General features: G+C 70.4%; 7 protein-coding genes. 5 read left to right on the top strand and 2 right to left on the bottom strand.

The genetic code is table 11. The features are described 5' to 3' along the window. Window positions 1–233 precede the first annotated feature (233 nt). From ACWELQ_RS33710 to ACWELQ_RS33695, 4 genes are all read left to right on the top strand, one after another. On the top strand, window positions 234–644 hold the full coding sequence (locus tag ACWELQ_RS33710; protein ID WP_452401079.1) for a hypothetical protein: 411 nt from the start codon (window positions 234–236) through the stop codon (window positions 642–644). A 212-nt stretch (window positions 645–856) separates the two neighbouring features. Further along, entirely contained in the window at window positions 857–1165 is a 309-nt protein-coding gene (locus ACWELQ_RS33705) for a FixH family protein (RefSeq protein ID WP_452401078.1), read from the top strand. 15 nt (window positions 1166–1180) lie between these two features. Beyond that, complete coding sequence (locus ACWELQ_RS33700; protein ID WP_452401077.1) at window positions 1181–2335, top strand: hypothetical protein; 1155 nt, start codon at window positions 1181–1183, stop codon at window positions 2333–2335. Further along, entirely contained in the window at window positions 2332–2877 is a 546-nt protein-coding gene (locus ACWELQ_RS33695; RefSeq protein WP_452401076.1) for a hypothetical protein, read from the top strand. The genes ACWELQ_RS33700 and ACWELQ_RS33695 overlap by 4 nt, the downstream gene beginning before the upstream one ends. Window positions 2878–2951: 74 nt before the next feature. Here ACWELQ_RS33695 and ACWELQ_RS33690 read toward each other — a convergent pair whose 3' ends face one another. Next, window positions 2952–4346, bottom strand: a complete 1395-nt coding sequence (locus tag ACWELQ_RS33690) for an FAD-binding protein (RefSeq protein WP_452401075.1) — start codon at window positions 4344–4346, stop codon at window positions 2952–2954. Between the two features lie 153 nt (window positions 4347–4499). After that, window positions 4500–6179: a bifunctional 3'-5' exonuclease/DNA polymerase gene (locus ACWELQ_RS33685; RefSeq protein WP_452401074.1), complete on the bottom strand. Its 1680-nt coding sequence runs from the start codon at window positions 6177–6179 to the stop codon at window positions 4500–4502. Between the two features lie 87 nt (window positions 6180–6266). Between ACWELQ_RS33685 and ACWELQ_RS33680 the strand changes: the two genes are divergently transcribed. Further along, a partial coding sequence (locus tag ACWELQ_RS33680; protein ID WP_452401073.1) for an ADP-ribosylglycohydrolase family protein occupies window positions 6267–6781 on the top strand: 515 nt, incomplete at its 3' end.

The following is a 6781-nucleotide window of genomic DNA, read 5'->3' as shown; positions in this document are numbered from 1 at the left end:
CCAGCCCATCAAGGCTTCCGGCGCCAGCGCGTCCATCGACTCCCCGGCCCAGTCACCGCAATCGAGATCCCGCAGCGCGTCGTCCGGTTCGGCGGCAGCTACTCCGTTCACCTTTGCACGTGGGCCCCGAATCCCTGTCCGGCTCAGCAGATCCCGCCCCTGCCGCGGCTGCATCGGGCGCCGCCGTCGCCGCACCGGGAACCACGCCTCCCGCGCCGGGCACCGTGACTCCCGTGCCGGGCAGCGCAACTCCTGTGCCGGACGCGGCCACGCTGACCTCCACCGACGCCATCGCGGGCGAACCGACCACGCTCACCGCCGCTTTCGGCGGCGCGGCCGACCTCCAGCCGTGGCTGGGGATGCTCGGCCACCTCATCGCCGTCGGACCGCTGCCCGACGGCGTCCCCACCGGCCTGGCCGCGACCACCGCGCCGATCTGGGCGCACGCGCACGCCATGCTCCCGCTCCCTGCCCTCGGCTCCCAGCCACCGGACGAGACGGTCGCCGCCTACGGCCCGAATGTGGCCTACACCTTCACCTTTCCACAGCCCGGCCGCTACCTGGTCTGGGCGCAAGCAGAACGGGGGTACACCGTCATGACCGTCCCCATCACCCTCGAGGTGCGAGCGGGGGCCACCCCATGACCACACCTGACGAACCGACCCCACCCCCTGAACCGGGCGGATCGAACCTGCCCAGAGACACGGCGACACCCAGCGCCACACCGGTGCGCGAAGGGGATTCGCCCGCACGCCGGAGACTGACCGGGCGTGCGGGGCTTATCGCGGCGGCTGCCGCGGTATTGGCCGTTGTCCTGGTCGTGTGGTGGGTGTGGCCGTCCGACAGTGCGAAGCCGGTGTCACGGAGTGCGGCCGGACCGTATCTGGTGCAGTTGCGGGTGGATTCGCCGCATACCGGGGATAACACCGTGGACCTCGAGATCACCGATCAGCGGGGGGATTCGGCTGCGCCGGATCGGGTCTCGGTGGAGCCCGCCATGCCGCAGATGGGGCATGCGCTGCCGCCGAGCACGGCCGCGGTCGTGACTCCCGGGCACTATCGGGCGACGGTCAACCTGCCCATGCCGGGGCAGTGGGAGATCGCCGTCAAGCTTTCCGGCGCACCGGGTTCCGGTAGCGCCACCTTCTCCGTCCAGGCCAACTGAATAAGGAGCACCATCATGGACCTCACCGCGAATACGCGGAGCGTGACCGCGGAAGCGAGCGCGCCGATCACCATCAGACCCTGGTTACCCGCGGCCATTCTGTTCGCGGCCAGCCTGACCTTCTCCATCGGATCCACCTGGGATATCCAGTGGCACTCCGATGTCGGGCCCGACACCTTCTTCACCCTGCCGCACCTGTTCATCTACGCCAGTGCCGCCGTCGCCGGATTCACCGGTCTCACCGTCATTCTCGTCACCTCCGCGGCCGGGCGGGCCGGGCGGCGGGTGGACGGCGAGCTGGGCGGGCCCGGCATCGGGGTGTTCGGGCGCACCTTCACCGCGCCGCTCGGGTACATGGTCGCGGCCTTGGGCGCGGCCTCGTTCCTGCTCTACGGGCTGTGGGATCTGTGGTGGCACAGCCTCTACGGGTTCGACGCCATCATCGATTCCCCGCCGCACATCGGCCTGTTCCTGTCCAGCACGGTGATCTCGGTGGGCACGGTGATCGTGTTCGCCGCGGCCCGGGCACACACGTGGGGACGGATCGGCGCGCTGTTCGCGCTGGCGCATCTGGCCACCAACAGCACGGTGACGGCGCTGGCAGTGCAGCGGCTCAGCGGCGGCGCCGTGCGCTGGACGGTCGCGGTCACCGCGTTCATGGTGATCCTGATGCTGATCGCGGGCGCGGGATTCACCCGCTGGGGCGCGACCGTCACCGCCGTGTTCGGCTCGGCCACCCAGGCGGTGTTCTGGTGGTTCGCGCCGTGGGCGGCGCGCGCGTACGCCGATTTCGTGGGACTGCCGATGCGCGAACACATTCGGGGCATTCCCTCCACACCCGCGTTGATCCCGTTCGTGCTGATCCCGGTGGGGGTGGTCATCGACCTGCTGCTGCGTCGCTCCGGCGTCGGCTCGCGGGTGCTGCCCGCCGTGGCGGGTGCGGTCGGGGGCGCGATCATCGCCGGGACCTCGCCGGTGCAGAGCGTGCTGATCTATGAGGCCCGCTTCCATTTCTCGGCCCTGTTCCACCACGCCCACTACGGCGCGGCGTCGGTCACGATCGCCACCACCGTCGCCGCCGCCGTGTTCGGCGCGCTCGGTGGATTCCTGGGCTGGCGTTTCGGTGAGATGCTGCGCCTGACCGCACCGAGCCAGGAGGCTCTCGCATGATCAAGCGACTATTCGCGGCCGCCGCAACGATATTCGCGGTGCTGGCCCTTTCTCTCACCGGTGCGGGCACCGCCTCGGCGTATCAGCCGGTCAATATCGTGCACACCGAGCACGTGCAGGCCGGACCGTATTCGCTGACCATCGGGTTCAGTCAATGGCCTTTGCGTGCCATGCAATCGCTGGACTTCACGTTCATTCCCGATGGCGGGATCGAGGACAAGTCGGGGACGCTGAGTGAGGTTCAGCCCAATGGCAAGCTTCGGCATCAGGAGCCGTTGTCGCGGCATCCTCGTAAGCGCGAGGACTGGGGGCTGGATGTGCGGTCGCTGGATCAGCAGGGGGCGTGGACGTTCCGGTTCGCGATCGACGGGCCGCAGGGGCACGGTGAGGGGGACCTCACGAACCTGACGGTCCTCGAACAGCCCGGGCCGCCGCTGGGCATCAGCTGGGCGGTCAGCAGCATTCCGCTGATCGGGCTGATCGTGTTCCTCGCGTACGCCTGGCGGCGGACTCGGAAGGGAGCCATCCCGCAGCTCGCCTGAGTATGAAGGGATCGGGAGTACTCACTGCGGTGATTCGGACAAATTCCCGCAGTGAGTGCACCTTGATCTTGTTGTCAGGCCGGATCTTCGAGGAGATGGAGGCGGCGGGACAGGTCGGAGGCGAAGAGGCGCTCGGGGTCGACGGCGTCGCGGATGCGACGCCATTCCGGCAGGCGGGGGTACATGGCGCGGATCATGTCGGGGGTGGTGCGGGAGTCCTTGGCGAAGTAGAGGCGGCCGCCCGCGTCCAGGACGCGCTGGTCGAGTTCGGCGCAGAAGTCGCCGAGTCCCGCCTTCAAAGGAAAGTCCAGGCTCAGCATGTAGCCGGGGTGCGGCCAGGACAGCGGGGCCGGGTTGCTCGCGCCCATGCGCTTGAAGACGTTGAGGAACGAGCGGTGGCCGGAGTGGGCGATGACGCGGACTGCTTCCGCCAGTTGGGCTTCCGCGCCGAAAGGCATCGAGAACTGGTATTGCAGGAAGCCGCGGCGGCCGTAGGCGCGGTTCCATTCACCCATGAGATCGAGCGGGTGATAGAACTGCGTCAGATTCTGGATGCGGCCGCGGGCGCGACGCGGGTAGATGCGGTGGGCGGCCTCGGCGGCGACGCGGATGGTGAGATTGTTGACCATGCCGTTGGGGAAGATGTCGGGCACGGTGAACAGTTGCGGCGCATCGAATTTCAGCGGATTCGCGCGCAGTTTGACCGGCAGCTGGTCCACGGTCGCCAGGGATCCGCGACTGAATCCGGCGCGGCCGAGCTTGGGGCCGGTGCTGATGGTGTCGGGCACCGACATCGAATACTCGTAGCCGTCGTCGGAGCCGCCGGTGAGCAGCTCCATGGTTTCGTCGAGATTGTCGGTGCGGTCGTTGTCGACGATGAAGTACGCGGTTTCGGTGTGCTTCATGCGGACCCGGGCGCGGGTGATGATGCCGGTCAGGCCCATACCGCCGACGGTGGCCCAGAACAGCTCCCGCTGTGCGCCCTCCGGGGTCAGCGTGTGCACGCTGCCGTCGGCGGTGAGCAGATCCAGCGACACCACGTGATTGCCGAAGCTGCCGTGCGAGTGGTGGTTCTTGCCGTGGATGTCGGAGGCGATCGCGCCGCCCACGGTGACCTGCCGGGTGCCGGGCAGCACCGGCACCCACAGGCCCTGCGGCAGGCCGACTTTCATCAGGGTGTCGAGGCTGACCCCGGCGTCCGCGTCGATGATGCCGCTGTCGGGGTCCACGCTGTGGATGCGGTCGAAGGCGGTCATGTCCACCACCAGGCCGCCGCCGTTCTGGGCCGGATCGCCGTAGCTGCGGCCCAGGCCGCGGGCGATGACGCCGCGCTCCCCCGCGCTGCCGACCGCCTTCGCGACGGTCTCGAGGTCGGGGGTCGAAAGCACCTGCGCCACCGACGAAGCCGTGCGGGCCCACCCGGACAGCCGACGTTGATCGAGGACCGATCCCCCTCTGATGTGATTCACCTCCGCCACCGTAGCGGCGGGCACGACAGCGTTCAGGGTGATGCGGCTCACTTCGCGCAGACACTCCCCCACATCGGCCGGGCACGTCGCGGCGGCCGCACACGTCGCGGCGGCCGGGCACGTCGCGGCGGGCTCTCACTTCGCGGCGAGCTGTCACTTCGCGTCGGCGTAGCACTCGACTATCGCTGTGGTGAACGGGAATCGGACCGGGGTGGGGCCGAAGGCGAGGCGGCCCGCGGTGTCGGCGGCGGCGGCGATCAGCTCCGCGACCTTCTCGGCCTCGTCGGCCGGGCAGTGCACGATCACCTCGTCGTGCTGGAAGAACACCAGTTCCCCGCGCAGCCCGGCGGCGTGCATCGACTGCCGCAGCCCGGCCAGCACCAGCAGCGTCCAATCGGCGGCACTGCCCTGCACCACGAAATTGCGGGTGAACCGGCCGCGCGCCCGCGCCCGCGGCGTGCTCGAGTAGCCGGGACGCTCCGGTTCGGTGTCGGATTCGTCGAAGGCGGTGGTGGGCGGGCAGGTTCGCCCGAACCAGGTGCGCACCAGCCGTCCTTCCTCACCGGCGGCGGCCGCGTCGTCGACATAGGCGACCGCGGCCGGGTAGCGGCGGCGCAGCTCGGCCATGTGGGTCAGGGCGTCCCCGGAGGTCTGGCCGTAGATCGCGCCCAGCATGGCGATCTTGGCCTGGGCGCGGTCGCCGCCGAAGGCGCGGGCCGCGAGATCGGCGTACAGGTCCTCGCCGCGACCGGCCACCTCCATCAGCCCCGGATCCCGCGAGATCGCCGCCAGCACCCGGGGTTCCATCTGATCGGCGTCGGCGACCACCAGCCGCCAGCCCGGGTCGGCGCGGATCGCGCGGCGCACCAGCTTCGGGATCTGGAGCGCGCCACCGCCATTGGTGGTCCAGCGACCGGTGACCGTGCCGCCGGGCAGGTATTCGGGGCGGAAACGGCCCTCGCGCACCCACTGCTCGATCCACGACCAGCCGTGGGCGGTGTAGAGCCGGTAGAGGGATTTGTAGGCCAGCAACGGCTCGACCGCCGGGTGATCGATCTCCCGCAGTTCCCATTTCCTGGTGGAGGACAGCGGGATTCCCACCCGGGCGAACGCCTTGATGATGTCGGCGGGCAGGTCCGGGCGCACCCGGACGCCGAAGGCCCGCGACACCTCGTCGGCGAACTCGGCCATGCGACGCGGTTCGCCGCCGCCGGGCATCCGTTCGCCCAGCGTCTCGTCGAGCAGTTCCCGATGCAGGTCCGCGCGCCACGGAATCCCGGCCCGCGACATCTCGGTGGCCACCAGCAGGCCCGCGGATTCGGCGGCCAGCAGCATGCGCATGCGCTCGGGATGGGCGGCCCGCGCGGTCCGTTCGACCTGGCCCGCGTACACCGCCAGCAGCGCGGTGAATTCGTCCGTCCCGGCGGGCAGGGGCACCGTGTCCGACAGCAAGGTCACCGAGCCGGAGTCGAACAGGGTCGGCTCGGTCTCGGCCGCCCGGGTGGGCGCGTCGGACGGGACGGGTGATCCGCGCAGTCGCGCCCAACCGGCCGCCAGCGAGCGCGGCTGCCCGGACTGCCCCTCCTCGTGGCCGATGAGCAAGGACTCCGCGGCCTCGACGTCATAGCAGCGATCGACCCGGACCCCGGCGGCCAGCAACCGCCGGTACAGCCCGGCCGTAGACCGCCACACCCAGCGGTCGGCCTCCGGATGCGCACGCACCGCCTCGGCGATCGAGGCCGCCTCGACCACGGGCCCCGCCGGTCGGCCGTCGGGGCCCAGCGGGCACACCCGTGCCCCGCCGTCCTCCGTCTCCGCCAGCGCCCACCGCATGATCACGAGTCTCGCAGCAGGCACAGACAATTTCGGACCACCGCGCTGGTTGCGTTCTCCGTGGCGGGTCGTCAGGATGGCGGGCGTATGTGTTCGGATCTGACCATCGCGCGCGACAGCCTCGACGGCTTGTCGGTCGGGGACGCGCTGGGGGCTCAATTCTTCGTGCCGGGGCGCTCCGTCCCCGAACTGGTGGCCGGGAAACCGCCTGCGGGGCCGTGGGAATGGACCGACGACACCGAGATGGCGTGCTCGGTCTACGCGGAATTGCGGGAGCACGGCGGAATCGACCGCGACCGGCTCGCGGCGGTGTTCGCCGATCGATGCGAACCGTATCGCGGGTATGGCGGCGGGACAGTCGTTGTGCTGCACCAGATTCGCGATGGGCGGCCGTGGGCGGAGGCGGCCGGGGCGGTGTTCGACGGGGTCGGGTCGTGGGGCAACGGGGCCGCGATGCGCGTCGCGCCGCTGGGGGCCTACTTCGCGGGGCGGCCGGACCGAGCGGCCGCGCAGGCGGCATCGAGCGCCGAGGTGACGCATCGGCACCCGGAGGCGATCGTCGGGGCGATGGCGGTCGCGGTGGCGGCGAGCCACGCGGCCGC

It is taken from the genome of Nocardia sp. NPDC004722 (assembly GCF_053601505.1).
This window is presented reverse-complemented; position numbering and strand designations above follow the sequence as displayed.